The sequence below is a fragment of the Xanthomarina gelatinilytica genome, assembly GCF_000348685.1.
GTDB lineage: Bacteria > Bacteroidota > Bacteroidia > Flavobacteriales > Flavobacteriaceae > Xanthomarina > Xanthomarina gelatinilytica.
The window spans coordinates 49692-64568 of sequence record NZ_ANLA01000016.1; the positions used below are offsets into that span (position 1 = coordinate 49692).

General features: G+C 35.3%; 15 protein-coding genes. 8 read left to right on the forward strand and 7 right to left on the reverse strand.

All coding sequences use genetic code 11. The annotated features are described in order from the left end of the window. Positions 1-9: 9 nt before the first annotated feature. From D778_RS10655 to rlmB, 4 genes are all read left to right on the forward strand, one after another. Complete coding sequence (locus D778_RS10655; RefSeq protein ID WP_007650496.1) at positions 10-1449, forward strand: SusD/RagB family nutrient-binding outer membrane lipoprotein; 1440 nt, start codon at positions 10-12, stop codon at positions 1447-1449. Positions 1450-1464: 15 nt separating this feature from the next. Next, a complete protein-coding gene (locus tag D778_RS10660) occupies positions 1465-2331 on the forward strand; it encodes a hypothetical protein (protein WP_007650497.1) in 867 nt (288 codons plus the stop codon). Between the two features lie 30 nt (positions 2332-2361). Beyond that, entirely contained in the window at positions 2362-3243 is an 882-nt protein-coding gene (locus tag D778_RS10665) for a hypothetical protein (protein ID WP_007650498.1), read from the forward strand. A gap of 66 nt (positions 3244-3309) precedes the next feature. Continuing rightward, a complete protein-coding gene (gene rlmB, locus D778_RS10670) occupies positions 3310-4044 on the forward strand; it encodes a 23S rRNA (guanosine(2251)-2'-O)-methyltransferase RlmB (RefSeq protein ID WP_007650500.1) in 735 nt (244 codons plus the stop codon). On the opposite strand, the gene D778_RS10675 is transcribed toward rlmB, so the two are convergent. Then, positions 4045-4803 carry a rhomboid family intramembrane serine protease gene (locus D778_RS10675; protein WP_007650506.1) on the reverse strand — a complete coding sequence of 253 codons (759 nt, stop codon included), beginning with the start codon at positions 4801-4803 and terminating at the stop codon, positions 4045-4047. A gap of 134 nt (positions 4804-4937) precedes the next feature. Between D778_RS10675 and D778_RS10680 the strand changes: the two genes are divergently transcribed. Beyond that, positions 4938-6215: a replication-associated recombination protein A gene (locus tag D778_RS10680; protein ID WP_007650509.1), complete on the forward strand. Its 1278-nt coding sequence runs from the start codon at positions 4938-4940 to the stop codon at positions 6213-6215. On the opposite strand, the gene D778_RS10685 is transcribed toward D778_RS10680, so the two are convergent. The 4 genes from D778_RS10685 to radC form a co-directional block, all read right to left on the reverse strand. Next, positions 6212-7033: a hypothetical protein gene (locus D778_RS10685; RefSeq protein ID WP_007650511.1), complete on the reverse strand. Its 822-nt coding sequence runs from the start codon at positions 7031-7033 to the stop codon at positions 6212-6214. The genes D778_RS10680 and D778_RS10685 overlap by 4 nt on opposite strands. 37 nt (positions 7034-7070) lie before the next feature. Beyond that, positions 7071-7760, reverse strand: coding sequence for a YjjG family noncanonical pyrimidine nucleotidase (locus D778_RS10690; protein ID WP_007650513.1), 690 nt, complete (start codon positions 7758-7760; stop codon positions 7071-7073). Next, positions 7750-9051 carry a polysaccharide deacetylase family protein gene (locus D778_RS10695; protein ID WP_007650515.1) on the reverse strand — a complete coding sequence of 434 codons (1302 nt, stop codon included), beginning with the start codon at positions 9049-9051 and terminating at the stop codon, positions 7750-7752. Before D778_RS10695 ends, D778_RS10690 begins: the two co-directional genes overlap by 11 nt. Before the next feature lie 120 nt (positions 9052-9171). Beyond that, the gene (gene radC / locus D778_RS10700) at positions 9172-9870 is read right to left on the reverse strand and encodes a RadC family protein (protein ID WP_007650519.1); all 699 of its coding nucleotides are present in this window, start codon (positions 9868-9870) and stop codon (positions 9172-9174) included. 71 nt (positions 9871-9941) lie between these two features. Between radC and D778_RS10705 the strand changes: the two genes are divergently transcribed. From D778_RS10705 to D778_RS10715, 3 genes are all read left to right on the forward strand, one after another. Beyond that, the gene (locus tag D778_RS10705) at positions 9942-10532 is read left to right on the forward strand and encodes an FMN-binding negative transcriptional regulator (RefSeq protein ID WP_040492206.1); all 591 of its coding nucleotides are present in this window, start codon (positions 9942-9944) and stop codon (positions 10530-10532) included. Positions 10533-10617: 85 nt separating this feature from the next. Further along, positions 10618-11085, forward strand: a complete 468-nt coding sequence (locus tag D778_RS10710) for a DinB family protein (RefSeq protein ID WP_007650529.1) — start codon at positions 10618-10620, stop codon at positions 11083-11085. Between the two features lie 344 nt (positions 11086-11429). Further along, complete coding sequence (locus tag D778_RS10715; RefSeq protein ID WP_007650532.1) at positions 11430-12326, forward strand: DUF4476 domain-containing protein; 897 nt, start codon at positions 11430-11432, stop codon at positions 12324-12326. 8 nt (positions 12327-12334) lie between these two features. Here the strand turns inward: D778_RS10715 and D778_RS10720 are convergent, their stop codons facing one another. Both D778_RS10720 and D778_RS10725 read right to left on the reverse strand, forming a co-directional pair. After that, positions 12335-13687, reverse strand: coding sequence for a UDP-N-acetylmuramate--L-alanine ligase (locus D778_RS10720; RefSeq protein ID WP_007650534.1), 1353 nt, complete (start codon positions 13685-13687; stop codon positions 12335-12337). Positions 13688-13791: 104 nt separating this feature from the next. Then, entirely contained in the window at positions 13792-14745 is a 954-nt protein-coding gene (locus D778_RS10725) for a tetratricopeptide repeat protein (protein WP_007650536.1), read from the reverse strand. Between the last annotated feature and the right edge of the window lie 132 nt (positions 14746-14877).

A 14877-nucleotide genomic window follows, 5' to 3' on the forward strand; every position in this document is an offset into this window, starting at 1 on the left:
AAATAGATTATGAAAAAAATAAATTTAATTGTCTTATTATTCATCGGCTTGGTATTTGTAAGCTGTGATAAAGACTTTGAAGAATTAAATAGCAATCCTAACAATCCTACTTCTGTTCCTGCAGAATTATTATTAGGGAGCATGATAAGAAGTACTGGAAACGTGATGTACAGTACCTTCAACGGTGGAGATATGGGAGCTTGCTGGGCACAACATTTCTCTAAAGTACAGTATAACGATGAGGAAAGATACATTCCTAGAGAAAGTGCTATAGGAAATGTATGGGCTGTTTTATACGAAAGTGTAGCTGCCGATGCCAATGCTATGTATGAATTAGCAGTACTTGAAGAAAATACGGTAGCTCAAGGTGCAGCTTTAACCATGAAAGCATATGCTTTCTTATTGTTAACTGATCTTTACGGTGATATTCCATTCACGGAAGCTTTACAAGGAGCTACTAACATATCTCCAGTATACGATTCTCAACAAACTGTTTACAATGGTTGTTTAGCTATTCTTGACGATGCTATTTCTAAATTAAATCCTGCAAACGGAAGTTTAGATTCTAGCCAAGATATTATGTATGGAGGTGATGTATCCAAATGGAGAAAATTCGCTGCTTCTTTAAAATTCAGAGCTTTAATGCGTATGTCTGGAAAAGATGCAAGACCTAGCGAAATGCAAGCTTTAGTGAACAGTGGCCTATTGTTCTCTTCTAGTGCTGACGATGCAAATCTAGTGTATCTATCAGATGCTCCTAATGCCAACCCTATTTACGAATCGGTGGTATTTGGAACTAGAAATGAGTGGAAAATAAATAGTGAAATTGTTGAAAGAATGGATGGAACTCTTGGTCTACCAATAGATAATAGACTTCCAGTAATGGCTCAAGAAAATGCAGATGGCGTGTACAGAGGAAAACCTTCTGGGATTCAAGGTGTACCTAATAATGATTATAACTACGCTAACGTATCTCCTCTTGGAGAGTTTTATTTACGTCCAGAATTACCAGCTGTGTTCTTAAGCTATACAGAATTACAATTCTTATTAGCTGAAGCTGCTAAAAAGAACTACATTTCTGGTGGAGATGCCGCTGCTGCTGCTTATTACCAATCTGGAATTGAATCTAGTTTTGCTGATAATGATGGTGCAGATATTGATGCATACTACGCTGGATTAATAGTATATAATTCATCAACAGCTCTTGAGCAAATTGCTACACAAAAATGGATAGCATTATATAGTCAAGGTTTTGAAGCTTGGATAGAGTGGAAAAGAACAGGATATCCAGATTTAGATCCTGCTATTGATGGAGCTATTAATGAAATTCCTTCTAGATTAACTTACCCAGTAATTGAGCAGTCTTTAAACGCTGCTAACTACAATGCTGCGGTTGCTAATATGCCAGGAGGAGATAAATTAACTACACCTATTTGGTGGATGAACTAAAAAAAAAAAAGAAAAATGAAAAAATTAAATTATTTATTGACAATGTTTTTCGCACTAACCCTATTGGTTGGTTGCGATACTGATCCAGATAATAATGCTCCAGTGACTGATGAAGCAGGGTTAATTATAGATGTATCGAATTCTGGTGGAGCTCTTTTAGGATCACCTGAAGCAGGTGTTCCTATTGGGGATGCTAGTGTTACTTTCTCTGATGTAGCTTTAAATTTTGAAATAACTCAAGTTTTAGGAAGTTTAGATAATGTTTCGAAATTCGAAATAGTTAAATTTTTAAATAGTGATGCCAATCAAGGAACTGAAGGTATTACTGTTGCAGAAACTACTACCCTTCCTTTTTCTTTCAGCTACGAAACTATTGATGAATTTGTTGCTGGAACAGGGACAACTGTAGATCAATTAAGAATTGGTGATGTTTTTACTTTTAGAGTAAAAATTTACCAAAACGATGGAGATGTATATTATTATAACAACAAAATGGGAAGAGTATCACTTACCATTAACTGTTCTTATGATTTAACTGGACAATACACAATGACTAATAGTGTTTGTGGTATTAGCCAAACTGTTGGCATTTCACAAAACCCTGATGGAACCTGGTACCTTGAAACTGCAGATGGTGGTTTATTACAGTTCTGTTCAACCAACAGTACCATCCAAAATGATGGAAGTATTGCAGTTGGATGTGGTGGAGTTGTAACTGCCGTGGCTGGTGGACCTGGTTATTGTGAAGGTGGTGGATACGGTATTGGATGTATCACTGGTGGTTCATGGGATCAAGATGCTGGTATCTTAATCATGGAGCATACTGATGCATTTTTCTCATGGTCTGGAGGCACATATACTTCGCAATATGTAAGACAATAAACCTTATTAAAATATTTAAACTTATATAATATGAAAAAAATAAATAAAATGTTATTCTTAGTTGCTCTCTCAGTAGGGATATTTACTACATCTTGTAGTGAAGACGACTATACTGGAGCAAGTATGATTAATTATTCTAGTCCTACGGTTACATTATCTACCGCTAGTACAAATGTTGTAGTTGACGAAAGTGCTATTCCTGAAGATGGGGAGTTTCTTATTCCTGTAACAGCATCAATTAGCGAACCAGTACTTGCAGATATCCATATTCCCTTAGTGCAAACGGGTGGAACTGCAGATGCTCATGATTTTGATTTAGGTACTATGATAATTACCTCTGGTACAACTTCTGCAACCACCAATATTGTTATCTATAATACTTGTGATACAGGTGTAGAAGGTAATGAAACTTTAACAGTTAGCTTTGCAGACAATATTGCCAATGCTAAAATGACACCATTTTCTATGGATATTTCAATTGAAAATGATTGGGTGAACGATGTTATTGAATTTGAATTTGATTGGTCAGGAGAATTAACATATACTGCTGGAGTACCAGCAGAAGTGACAATCGACTTTTGTGATGCAGATATTGACTTCGCACTAGCAGATAATGGTGGAAATGTTTTAGGTTATATTGCAGCTACTGCAAGCTGTCCAGAAGCAGGTGGTTTCTCAGGTCTGCCTGATGGAACATACTTTATTTTAGCAGAAGTTTATGATAATCCCTTTTCTGGATTAGGTTTAACTGACGCAATGCCTATAACTACAACTTATAGTCAATGTGGTTTTGATACTGCAGGTAGCTTTGTTAATTCTGTATTGAATACAGCAACTATCTCCGGAGATGTAATTCCACTTGCTACAGTTGAAATATCTGGAGGTTATAACTACACTGTTACACCTTGGTAACAGAAACTATAATTATTAAAACCAAAAACCATCTCGTGAGAGATGGTTTTTTTATACCTTTGTTTTATGGAAAACAGCACACAAATATTTGGTTTAAGGGCTATCATGGAAGCTATATATTCTGGGGAAACCATTGAAAAAGTATTCATTCAAAAAGGTTTAAAAGGTGATTTATATAACGAACTGGAAACCTTGTTACGTAAAGAAAACATCAGTAGCACTTATGTGCCAATTGAAAAATTAAACAGGTTAACAAACAAAAATCACCAAGGTGCCGTGGCGCAAATTTCACCTGTAGCTTTTCATGACTTAGAAGAGCTGGTATTACAAGTTATGGAGACCAGCAAGACACCATTATTTGTGCTTCTTGACCAATTAAGTGATGTTAGAAATTTTGGCGCCATCATTCGAACAGCTGAATGCACAGGTGTAGATGGTATTATTATACAGAAAAAAGGTGGTGCTCCTGTAAATGGCGACACGATAAAAACAAGTGCTGGTGCTGTATTTAAAGTCCCAATATGTAAAGTGGATCATATTAAGGATGCCATGTTCTTTTTACAGGCTTCTGGAATTAAGGTCATAGCTGCCACAGAAAAAACCGATCATACTATTTACGATGTTTCCTTTAAAGAACCTTGTGCCATTATTATGGGTTCAGAAGGAAGAGGTATCAATCCATCGGTTCTTAAATTAGTGGACGATAAAGCCAAATTACCCCTTTTGGGTGAAATAGAATCATTAAATGTATCTGTAGCATGTGGAGTATTTCTTTACGAAGCACTTAGGCAACGGCTCTAATCATTCTGTATCTTTATTTGGTTTAAATGTATAATGAATGGTTGGCCTATTTTCTTCAAGGGGTTCCGTAGGTGTATCTACTTCCATATTTGTTTCTGGGAATTCTATAAAATTACCATGTTCATCAAAATGTTTTAAAAAAGGATCATCTGCTTCATTAAAGGTTTCCTCTTCCCAAGCATACTTTTTAGGTTTAGCTATCTCCTTCTTAAATATTAGTGCAAATAAAAACCCTGTTATTAAACCTGCTGTATGTCCTTCCCATGAAACACCATCAACTATAGGAAACACATACCAGATCATACTTCCATAAAGAAAAACAATCAATAAGGACAAGGCTATCAAACGATAATATTTGGCTAAAATGCCTTTAAAAAAAGTAAAACTTACCAGTACATAAATTAAACCACTGGCACCAATATGATAAGATGGTCTTCCGATGCTCCAGGTAATTAACCCAGACACCAGAATGCCATACAAAATCACTTTCCACGCTATAGGTTTGTAAAAATAAAACAAGGCTGCCGTAAGAACAAAAAGTGGAATGGTATTATGGTATAAATGAGATATCCCAGAATGTATGAACGGACTGAAAAAAATACCACGTAAACCGGTTATGGTTTGTGGATATATGCCAAATTTTGTAAAATCAATACCAAAGCGAATTTCAACCCAAAAAACCACCCAGATTAAGAGAACAAAGAAAATGGGATATAGTACAACACCATTGGAAAATTGAAAATGCTCTTTAGATTTCATATTTAAATTTAAAAAATATAATACAAATACATGACCATAAATAGTTTTCGTGCAATATTGTCAGATGTCCTGGACATCTATCAATTCTTTTTATAAAATTCTGACTTGGACGGAATTTATTTTATTTTTACCATATGAATGAACCTTTAGCTGAAAGATTGCGTCCAAAAACATTAGCTGACTACATTAGTCAAACCCATCTTGTTGGAGAACAGGGAGCTTTAACCAAACAAATTGAGCAAGGTTTAATTCCCTCCATGATTTTTTGGGGACCTCCTGGAATAGGCAAAACAACACTTGCCAATATTATTGCCACAGAATCTGGAAGACCATTTTATACATTAAGCGCAATAAATTCCGGAGTAAAGGACGTTCGTGATGTTATTGATAAAGCCAAAACCAGTGGTGGTTTGTTTACAACCAAAAATCCCATTTTATTTATAGATGAAATTCATAGATTTAGTAAATCACAACAAGACTCTTTATTACAAGCGGTAGAAAAAGGTTGGGTAACTTTAATTGGTGCCACAACAGAAAATCCGAGTTTTGAAGTAATTCCTGCCCTTTTATCCCGTTGTCAGGTTTATATTTTAAATTCTTTTAGCAAAAACGACTTAGAAGCCCTTTTAAGGCGAGCTATTGAAAAAGATGAGCAGATATCTAAAAAAAACATAACACTAACAGAAACAGATGCCTTATTGCGCCTTTCTGGTGGTGATGCCAGAAAATTATTGAATATTTTTGAATTGATAGTCAACTCTGAGACATCAGATAAAATAACCATAACCAACGAATCGGTTTTACAAAAAGTTCAAAACAATACAGTTCGATACGATAAAACAGGTGAACAACATTACGACATTATTTCTGCTTTTATTAAATCCATTCGTGGTAGCGATCCTAATGCTGCTGTGTATTGGTTGGCCAGAATGATTGAAGGTGGTGAGGATGTTAAGTTTATCGCCAGAAGATTGCTTATCCTTGCCAGTGAAGATATTGGCAATGCCAACCCAACTGCTTTGATTATGGCAAACAATACCTTTCAGGCTGTTTCGACCATTGGACATCCAGAATCGCGTATTATTTTAAGTCAGTGTGCAACCTACTTGGCTTGTTCCCCTAAAAGCAATGCTGCTTATGAAGCCATTAACAAAGCGCAGGAGTTGGTAAAAAACACAGGAGACTTATCTGTGCCTCTTGCCATAAGGAATGCACCTACCAAACTTATGAAAGAATTGGGCTATGGCGAAGATTACAAATACGCGCATAGTTATGAAAACAATTTTGCCAAACAAGAATTTTTACCGGAAGACATAAAAAACACCACACTCTACAATCCTGGGAATAACTCAAGGGAACAAGCCCAAAGGGAGTTTTTGAAAATTCGTTGGAAAGACAAATACAAATATTAAAGCTTGATATTCAATTTGGTGTTAGTTACCTGATTTCCATCATTTTCTGAAAGCACCCACGCTCCTGCTTCTTTAAAAACCATGGCATTTTTACCTTGAACCATGAAGACTTCTGGATTTCTTGTATTTAAAAGAACCATAACAACCTTTGAGGATTTATCAACAAGTTGGAAACCTCCATCCGTTTTTTGGGCAAACAATAGGGTTTCCATGGTTTTGGTAGTGGAATCAGCAACAGTTTCTGCTGTCTCAGCAACAACGACCTCAGGAGTGGTTTGGTTGTTTTTTTCTTCTTTTAAAGCAGCCAGTTCTTCTTTGAGCTTTTCAATTTCTTCTTTAGAAGCTTCGCTTTTAGACGTGCCCATGGCCAGAATGGTTTCATTTGGTTGGTATTTGTAATTTAAAGCCTCCAAATGTAAAAAAGCATCTCTTAACGCTTTGTTATAAGCAATGGCATACTTTTTTTCAAAACTCTCACCAAAATCTGAAAAATAGATTAGTTCTCCTTTGCAATTTTTTAATTCTATTCTCAACCTTGTTTTAAAGGTACGGGATTTGTCTGCAACATCTGATTTTAATGCTAAACAAGGATTAAACATTAAATCTTCAGGAAATATCTCGTCCTCCTTTAATGCTATGAATCCGTATTTATTGAATAAAAAATGTGATATGGAGTTAAGCTGAAACTGGTCTTCTTCATCTAAAAAATCGTATTGGTTGGGTACAATAACATATTTGTAATCATTAACACTGTTTTGTGAGAACGATGCCATGGAGAAGATACAAAGTATGGCAAATAACAGAAATTTCTTAAACATGTGCGTTTTTTTTAAATTCGTGTAAAGATAGTAAGGATTATAAAAATAATTTTAATTCCTCTAATTTATTTATCTGTTTGATGTGGCTTTGGGCAGCAGTTTTTAAATAGTTGAAATATATGGCTTCCATACCAAAATTCAGTGCGCCCAAAACATCTGCTTCCATATTGTCACCAATCATGATACTGGATTCAGGATTGGCTTTGACCTTCTGTAACGCATGGTTGAAAATAATGGGATTTGGTTTTTTTACACCAACCTGCTCCGAATCCGTAACCGATTTAAAAAAGTGATAAATGTTTGAGTTCTTAAGTTTACTTTCTTGCACTTCCTGAAACCCATTGGTTATTATATGTAAGCGATATTTAGGTTTTAAATAGTTTAAAGTGCCCAAGGTGTCTTGAAACAAATGGTTGAAAGACGTTAAGTAAGCAATATAATCTGTAGACAATTTATGGATTAAGGTGCTGTCTGCTTGAAAAGAAATTCTATTGAAAGTATCATTCAACCGGTTATAGCGCAAAGAGGCTTTGTCTATTTTATCTTCTCTGTAAAGTTTCCAATACTCTAGGTTTATAGGCTCGTAATGACTTAAAAATTCATCTATATCCACTGTCACGTTGTGCATTTTAAATATTTTATGGAATGTTAGTGCCGAATTTTTATCAAAATCCCAAAGCGTATGGTCCAAATCGAAAAAAACGTCTTTTATGCCTTTAATTTTCATGAGCTGATTCTAAAATAATATTAAACAAGTCTTTATAGCCTTTCCATCTATCCACCTCACTAAAAGTATAATTATGGAACACTGGCACAAACTCTCCATGAACTTTTTTAACCTGATATATAATTTCGTTCAAGGCCTTTTTCTTATCCAACAATGACTGGAACTTCAATAGCGAATAATCCAGCAAGTGATAAGAACATATTTTTAAAGGGGTCTGTATTTCGTAATCCAGATCATAAAAGAAAAAAGGCGTGCAGGTTCCAGCCCTAAAGCCAGGATGGTTGACATAACCCATGGTATAATCTTCCAAAATTTCCAATTCTACCAAATTTCTGTAGGATTCCGGTAAGTTCAGTTTTGAAAAAGAGTGTCTGGAGGCCGATAGTGAGGTATTTAAAATGGCTTCCATACGTCCTTTTTCTTTTTTTAAAATGCTAATGTCCTCCAAAGCAAAATATGAAGCTTTTAGGCCAACTTGGCAATAATCTGCCACTTGCTTGATAAGTGTGATAAACTTCTTCTTTTGGGCATCAATGCCTTTGTCATAGGTAGAGTAATCGCCTATTAAAAAGAAAAAAAGGAATTTGAACTGGCTGTGTTTTTGTTTGTTTATAATGTATTTAAAGGTATCATAAGTATCCCTTTTCAGACCAAAAAGCACCATATACCTGTAATATAGTTTTTTAAAATTAAAACTGAACAAGTCTTTAACCGTACCACCAAAGGTTCTCATTATGCCCTTAAGCTTAAAATTATAAGCTGAAGGCACATCTATAATAGGTTTAATGGTATATTGCCTTTCGGGAAACTGAAAATCCGGATAGTTTTCCTGAAAGACTTTTTTAAATTTATAAGCCCAAATATCCACAACAGGTTGATGCAAAAAATCATGTTTATAAGCCAAACTTTCTTGAGCTGTAAACCTGCCATATTGGTCTTTAACGTGTGGCAAATATTCTTCATACCGACTGAGCAGGTAGAAGGAAGCCGAAAAAATATCAAATGGGATGGCACTTTTATCGCCATTAAAAAAGAAGCATTTGGTTTCTTCCCAGTCCTGGACACTTATTTCAACATCGGAAAGCCCCTGTTCGTATAGGATATCATGACTTCTAACAAATATCTCGTTGCTGAGAGGTTGTCTAGTATAAGACATTTTTAAGCTATCGTGTGCAATAAAAGATTCAATGGTCGTTGTAAAATCCACAGGAATGCCTATAATCCTGGTAAAAACCTGTTTGAAGGCATATTTTAAACGAGGTGTTATTTTGTGGGTATATACTAGTAACATGTATGATTTTAAATTGAAAATTCAAGGCTCCAATTCCGAAACCCTAAAAGTAACCAATTCCCTTTGCAAAAACTGTTTATTGGCTTTGGAATTTGGAATTTGCTTTTTTTTTTGAAATGTCTATAATATGGCTTCATCAGCAAAGCTAAAATAGGCTTTTTCCGTTATGATAACATGGTCCAAAACTTTTATGTCCAAACTTTCGCCTGCCAGTTTCAGTTTTCGTGTTAGTTGTTTATCGGCTTCACTGGGTTTTAAAGTTCCAGATGGATGGTTATGAACCAAAATAAGACCTGTAGCCCCTACTTCAAGGGCATTTTTAAGCACCAAGCGTACATCTACCAAGGTGCCTGTAATACCTCCTTTGCTCAATTGATTTTTTTGAATGATTTTATTGGAATTGTTCAAGTAAATAATCCAGAATTCTTCATGAGGTAACTCTCCTAACAAAGGCTGCATAATGTGAAACACAGACTGGCTAGAGGTTATTTTCTGTTTCTGCACAAGAGCCTCTCCTCCTCTCCTACGACCTAATTCCAGGGCAGCAGCAATACTTATGGCTTTGGCTTCGCCTATACCTTTAAAGTCCATTAACTGTTTTAATGACAATTTTCCCAAAGCATTTAAATTGTTGTCTACACTGGCAAGGATACGTTTGCTTAAGTCTACAGCACTTTCGTTTTTGCTACCAGAGCCAATAAGTATAGCCACCAGTTCGGCATCGCTTAGACTGGCTTTGCCTTTATCGCGAAGTTTTTCTCTAGGCTGGTCTGTATGGTTCCAGTTTTTAATAGAAAATGATGGCTCTTTTTCCTGCATCCAATAAAGATAAATATTGTAATTTTATAAATCAAAAAAAAAATCATTTATATAAAACCCTTCAATTTCTTTTGAGCTATCCACCTAAACATCACCAAAATCACAACAGGCAACAGTTAATAGACGTCATGAAAAGCTATCCGTTGGCAACTGTTATTTCGATTAACAACCATGAGCCTGTGATTACACATTTACCTCTTATTTACGAGGCAGGAAAACTTATTGGACATTTGGACAAAAACAATCCTCATGCCAATTTACTTAAAAACGATTTACCTGTAACCCTAATTTTTTCTGGTCCACAATGCTATATTTCGCCAAGTATTTACACCACAACGCAATTGCCCACTTGGAACTATATTAAGGTACAAATAACTGGACGTGCCAAAGAAATCACCAACCCGGAAACCATTAAACAATCCATGGTTGCCATGACCGAATTCTTGGAAGCACCTATGCACAAATATGTTTTGGATATGAATAATGATAAAATGGAACAGTTTATACCTTATGTGGTAGGTTTTGAGATAGAGATATTGTCCTGGGAAGGGAAATTTAAACTCTCTCAAGACAAAAAGCCACAAGATATAGAGAATGCCAAAGCTGAACTGATTCGGGCCAACCAAGAAAACATTAAGGCCTTTTTGGATAGAATCGTTTAATCTTGGCGTTTTTTACCGTAAAGCCTTTGTAGGCTATTAAAAGAAAAATTAACAACAACCTATAACAACATACTTAAAACAAGAAATGACTCAATCTGAACTTATAATTTTAAACTTTAATGAAATTAGAAGAAGAAGCATCAAACTCTGGAACGGACTCCCTAAAAGTTATTACAATTGGAAGCCTGACGAAAAAGCAATGACTGCTATAGAAATGATAAGACATGTTTTAGAAGCCGATTATGGATGGAATATTATAATTAACAATGGGAACATGACAGATTATAAAACACCTTGGAAAAACCGACCATTTACTAGTATTGCTGACGAACTTGAATTTGCCGAACCCTATAGGAATATATTTTTAGAACGTGTTAGACAATTTTCGGATATAGAATTAAACGAAACTGAGATTATTCATCCCGGAAATGGACAAAAGAAACTTCTTGGAAACTATTTATTGCGAATTGGATATCACGAATCTGTGCACGCAGGACAATTCCTTTCCTATTTAAGAGCAATGAAAATCAATCGTCCTGAGATATGGGATTAAAAACACTAAAGCCATCATATTGACATTAATATTTACTAAGCTGTGAACTGTTTTTAAGCCAAGTTTAAAAAATTGAAATTCAATATAATGGCTCCTGGTTGGTCGAGTGTAAAAACATAAACTCAAAAATCAAAATTTCAATACCAATAATAAAATAGATCACCCATTATTAAACTTTAATCACACAGCAAAATGTTAATTTGGGTGTTCCATGTGACCATTATAAAACAATAAATATCAATACATGAAACAACAATATAAGTGCTTATTGAAAGCGTTATGTATGCAAATAAATATTATTTTTGGCTAATTTAAAAAAACACCTCATTTAAAAATTCATTGATATGAAACACCTATACTTAATGCTCCTATTTGTGTCCACACTTTCTGTTTCTCAAGAATCCAGGTTAACTATTTTCTCAGAAGATGGTGAAGCATTTTATTTGTTTCTAAATAGCATCAGACAAAATGAAGAACCTGTCGTAAATATTGCTGTGGATTATTTAACAAACGACTATTATGATGCCAAAATTGTATTTGCCAACGAATCTATTAATCAAATAGAAAAAAAATATCTTATGGCTGTGGATGCAGATGGAAACCGTGGCGAATTTGTATATAAAATTAAAAACAGCAATCGAGGCCGCAAATTAAGGTTTTACTCATTCACACCATTTCAGTCCTTGATGCCTCCACCAGAGCATGTTCCTTTGATACATTATAATGCTGTGCCTCTTCCTCCCATTCAAACAATAACACAAACCACAACCACTACCACCACTGCAAATGGAGATCAAATTAATATAGGTGTAGGTGTAAATACAAATGACACAAATGTTGGTGTTGGTATTCATGTAAATTCTGGAATCACAACTACCACAACCCAAACCACAACTACAACTATAGGTAACTCTACAGATGTTGTTATTGTTGAGGAAACAGATTGTTATGCCATGTCTCCAAGTGATTTTAATCAGGCCTTGGCTTCCATTAAAAGCAAATCGTTTTCAGATTCTAAATTAACATTGGCAAAACAAGTAACTAAAGGGAATTGTTTAACCTCAGCCCAAATTGCACAAATTACAAGTTTATTCGATTTTGAAGATACTAAATTGGAGTATGCCAAGTTTGCCTATTCCTTTTGTTATAACCCAGAAAATTATTGGAAGGTAAATAATGCTTTTGAATTTGAATCCACCATTGAAGAACTACATGCATATATTGAGTCCCTTGGGTTTTAGTAATACTATTAAATCAGCTCTTTAACGGCATCAAAATCCAAACCTCCATAATTTCCCGAACTCATTAATAACAGAGCTTTGTTTTTAAAATCCTGAGAGAAGAGAAAGTTTTTAAAGTCGTCTGGGTTGGTGTAGATTATTAAATCGTCGCGTTCAAACGCATTGGCAATTTGTTCGTGGGTAACTTTTTCCAATTTCTTAATTTCCACAGCATGAGGCGAATAGAAAACCACAGCCACATCTGCTGCATCTAAAGCGCCTTTGTATTCTTTTAAAAATTCGGCATTTAAACTACTATAAGTATGCAATTCCAAACAGGCCACCAAGGTTCTGTTCTGGTATTGTTCTTTTACTGCTTTAGTAGTAGCCTCCACTTTAGAAGGCGAATGTGCAAAATCTTTATAAGCTACACTGTTTTTGCTTTCGGCTATTTTCTCCAAGCGTTTGCTGGCGCCTTTAAAGGTGGCAATGGCTTCGTAGAAATCGTCTTCATCAATTCCCATATGCTGGCAAATCCATTTGGCTCCTGCCAGATTGTTTAGGTTGTGCTTTCCAAAAACTTCAATAGGCAGTGGACCTTCAGGCGTTTCCAAAAGGGTTTGTCCGTTTTCAACAGCATATTCAGGAGTTCGGTAAGGCAATTTTCTTATGGTATTTTCGCTGGATTCCACAACTCTGGTAACTTCTAGATCTTCTTCGTTATAAGTAATGCTACCTCCTCTTACAATGCTATCTACAAAAATACGGAACTGCTCTACATAACCTTCATAAGTTGGAAACACATTGATGTGATCCCAAGCAATGCCACTTAATAAAGCGATGTTTGGTTTGTAAAGATGAAATTTTGGTCGTCTATCTATAGGTGAACTTAAATACTCGTCGCCTTCCAACACAATAAAATCGTTCTCTTCGGTTAGTTTCACCATAACATCAAAACCTTCCAGTTGTGCACCAACCATATAGTCAACTTCCCGATTGTGGTAATGCATCACATGGAGTATCATGGATGTGATGGTTGTTTTACCATGACTTCCTCCAATAACCACACGGGTTTTGTTTTTGGATTGTTCGTACAGAAATTCAGGATAGCTATAAATCTTCATATCCAATTCCTGAGCTTTTAAAAGCTCTGGATTGTCTGCTTTGGCGTGCATGCCCAACACAATGGCATCTATATTTGAAGTGATTTTTTCTGGAAACCATCCATAAGACTCAGGCAACAACCCTTTAGTTTCCAATCTGGATTTTGAAGGTTCAAAAATGGTGTCGTCGCTACCTGTTACCTGATATCCTTTATTGTGTAAAGCCAATGCCAGATTATGCATGGCAGAGCCTCCTATAGCTATAAAATGTACGTTCATAGAGCAAATATCAAATTACAAAAACCAATTTCCAAATTATTGGTGCTAATTCAATCATGTTTTTAATGTAAGGATCATTCTAATGAAATTGCACGACTAAAAAATCAAAGCTTCAAAATAGTAAGACGTTCATCTTGAAACACCTTAATCTCTGGAAGCTCCTTTAATGCTAAATCAATATATTTTAATGCCAAACTTTTGTTGTTTTGGTGTTTGTAAATCTGAGCCAATCTATAATTTGCCCAAGCAATTGGCACACCATCCTCAGGAGAATAATCCTTGATATAAGTTTTTAAACAAGCTTCCCCTTTGGCAAGCTGCATATTATATTCTGCAGAGACTTTTCCAAGTTGGTAGTGCAAAGCATTACGTTGTAGCCTTCCCTGTGCTGATTCTATATTTTTAATGGCTTTTTCTGGCTGGTTTTGTTTTTCATAAAACTCGGTCAATTTATTATAACAGGTTATGGAGCCTCCAATAGTAATGGCTTTTTTATAATAGGTTTCTGCAAGTTCTGGTTCATTGTCATATTCGTAAATATAGCCTTTGGCCAAATAACCATCCACTTTGGAAAGTTGTTCCAGTTCATTAGCATATTTTAAAGAAGTGCCTTTACTTCCTCCAACAATGGCAGGTAATTGCATATACAATTCCACCAAAGCCCAACGTGTTTCAATATGGTTCTTGTCTAATTTTGCAGCAGTTAAAAATGCTTCCTTTAAGTCGCCTAAATAGGTTAAGGCAGAAAGTTTGTTTACAGAAAGGGCTTTCATGCCTAAAGCGCCTCCATATTTATAATGAAAATTGGCCACCTCTGGTTTAAGCACAACCAATTTTTTGTACTGTTTTATGGCTTCATCCCACTTTTCCTGATAGCTGTAGGCATCTCCAAGGATTTCTATCGCTTTTAAATCGTTGGGATTATTTGCAACAAAAGGGCTTGCCAATTGTTCTGCTTTGGCATATTTTTTTTGTGCCAACAACAACTCCAAGGTTTGATGGGATGTTTGTGAGAAACTCCATAAAGGCAACAAAAAAAGTACCAATAGCTTTTTCATATCTAAATCGTCGGAATAACAAAAGTAACCTTTCTCATTGACTTAAAAAATGCCTATTTTCACATAAGTAATTACAAATTTTGTTCCTCTTTGTTTTTTTGGAATAGCTTTTGATTTGCTACTGACATAAAT

Bases quoted from the DNA above. Each gene is read 5' to 3' on its own strand.
- D778_RS10655 (WP_007650496.1), top strand. From the start codon at position 10: ATGAAAAAAATAAATTTAATTGTCTTATTATTCATCGGCTTGGTATTT.
- D778_RS10660 (WP_007650497.1), top strand. From the start codon at position 1,465: ATGAAAAAATTAAATTATTTATTGACAATGTTTTTCGCACTAACCCTA.
- D778_RS10665 (WP_007650498.1), top strand. From the start codon at position 2,362: ATGAAAAAAATAAATAAAATGTTATTCTTAGTTGCTCTCTCAGTAGGG.
- rlmB (WP_007650500.1), top strand. From the start codon at position 3,310: ATGGAAAACAGCACACAAATATTTGGTTTAAGGGCTATCATGGAAGCT.
- D778_RS10675 (WP_007650506.1), bottom strand. From the start codon at position 4,803: ATGAAATCTAAAGAGCATTTTCAATTTTCCAATGGTGTTGTACTATAT.
- D778_RS10680 (WP_007650509.1), top strand. From the start codon at position 4,938: ATGAATGAACCTTTAGCTGAAAGATTGCGTCCAAAAACATTAGCTGAC.
- D778_RS10685 (WP_007650511.1), bottom strand. From the start codon at position 7,033: ATGTTTAAGAAATTTCTGTTATTTGCCATACTTTGTATCTTCTCCATG.
- D778_RS10690 (WP_007650513.1), bottom strand. From the start codon at position 7,760: ATGAAAATTAAAGGCATAAAAGACGTTTTTTTCGATTTGGACCATACG.
- D778_RS10695 (WP_007650515.1), bottom strand. From the start codon at position 9,051: ATGTTACTAGTATATACCCACAAAATAACACCTCGTTTAAAATATGCC.
- radC (WP_007650519.1), bottom strand. From the start codon at position 9,870: ATGCAGGAAAAAGAGCCATCATTTTCTATTAAAAACTGGAACCATACA.
- D778_RS10710 (WP_007650529.1), top strand. From the start codon at position 10,618: ATGACTCAATCTGAACTTATAATTTTAAACTTTAATGAAATTAGAAGA.
- D778_RS10715 (WP_007650532.1), top strand. From the start codon at position 11,430: ATGAAACACCTATACTTAATGCTCCTATTTGTGTCCACACTTTCTGTT.
- D778_RS10720 (WP_007650534.1), bottom strand. From the start codon at position 13,687: ATGAACGTACATTTTATAGCTATAGGAGGCTCTGCCATGCATAATCTG.
- D778_RS10725 (WP_007650536.1), bottom strand. From the start codon at position 14,745: ATGAAAAAGCTATTGGTACTTTTTTTGTTGCCTTTATGGAGTTTCTCA.